This window comes from Pseudomonas edaphica, assembly GCF_005863185.1.
GTDB classification, from domain to species: Bacteria; Pseudomonadota; Gammaproteobacteria; order Pseudomonadales; family Pseudomonadaceae; genus Aquipseudomonas; species Aquipseudomonas edaphica.
Genome location: NZ_VBVZ01000983.1, coordinates 1 through 1,323, shown reverse-complemented (window position 1 = coordinate 1,323; position 1,323 = coordinate 1). Strand labels below are relative to the sequence as shown.

Here is a 1,323-nt window from a genome sequence, read left to right as displayed (position 1 = left end):
CACAGATAGCTGAGCGAAGTACTGGCTCCAGCGCATAGCTTTGGCTCCTTGAATGATCTGTCATGGGCGCTATGCCCTGAATAAGACCGTCAGTATATGACGGATGTGTGGATTTAGGCAGTAACGAGGAATCGACATACGCAAAATGCACAAAATTCCTACAAACAGGTTAAGTGTCATCCGCTTGTCATGCAGCCCGGATAGCGTCGTAGCTATTTCAGGATAGTTATTTCAGGGAAGTCGAAATGCCTCACGCCGAAATTGCCATAGCCAGCGCCCCCACCTTGACTGCCGTGCTGTTTGGCCTGAGTGGCTGCCTGGTGGATTTCGGTTCCCAGGCCCGCACAGACTCGCCCTGCCCCGACTCCCAGGCCACGCCCGGCGCGCTGAAGATTCTGCGCAGCCTCAAGGACCAAGGCGTGCCCTGCGCCTGGCTGGATGAGCTGCCCGCCTCGGTGACCACACCCCTGTCGGCCGCATTGCCCGACTGGGTGAAGGCAACACCGCCCTCCTCCCTCCGCTGGCCGGCGCCACATGCCTGCTGGCAAGCCTTGATGGCACTGAATATCGAACGCCTCGAAGGCTGTGTGCTGGTCAGCGGCGAGCCGCGTTTGCTGCAATCGGGCCTGAATGCCGGGTTATGGACCATCGGCCTGGCGTCCTGCGGCTCGCTGTGCGGCCTGTCACCTGAGCAATGGCAGGCGTTGACCGAACAACAGCGCGAGCACAAGCGCGGCAAAGCCACGGTGGCGCTGTATGGGCTGGGCGTGCATTCGGTGATCGATCACCTTGGCGAGCTGGGCACCTGCCTGGCGGATATCAGCCTGCGCCAGCTTAAAGGCGAGAAGCCCTGATAGAGATCATGCACTCAAGGCGCCGGTGGATTAATCTACAGGTCAGCCCGTAGACCTTTCACGGCGTGCCGCGGTCTATGCCAGTGCCTATCGATAAAAGGAAGAACGTCATGCCTGACCGCATAAAGCTTGAAGAACAGGTCAACATCCTGCGCGGGCAGTTGGAACAGCAACCGCCGCTGTCTGAAGAAAAACGTGAAGCACTGGAAGCCTTGATTGCCAAGTTCGAATTACAACTCGAACTTGAACCGGCCACCCAAACGCCCAGTATTTCCGACGATGTGAATCAAGCAGCCATAGAGTTCGATGCCGAACACCCGGTCATTTCCGGGACATTGCGCAATATCATGATCACCTTGGGCAACATGGGGATCTAACCCGGCCCCAAGCCAAACACAGAACCAAAATGTGGGAGCTGGCTTGCCTGCGATAGCGGCCCATCAGTCATACATCGGGTGACTGATACACC

Annotated in this window: 2 protein-coding genes; both read left to right on the top strand. The window is 57.7% G+C overall.

What is annotated here, in order from left to right; genetic code table 11:
• The first annotated feature begins 245 nt into the window (after positions 1 to 245).
• Complete coding sequence (locus tag FEM54_RS32675; RefSeq protein ID WP_099548682.1) at positions 246 to 854, top strand: HAD superfamily inactivated hydrolase PcrP; 609 nt, start codon at positions 246 to 248, stop codon at positions 852 to 854.
• 110 nt (positions 855 to 964) lie between these two features.
• Positions 965 to 1,231, top strand: coding sequence for a DUF4404 family protein (locus tag FEM54_RS32670; protein ID WP_017137441.1), 267 nt, complete (start codon positions 965 to 967; stop codon positions 1,229 to 1,231).
• Positions 1,232 to 1,323 lie beyond the last annotated feature (92 nt).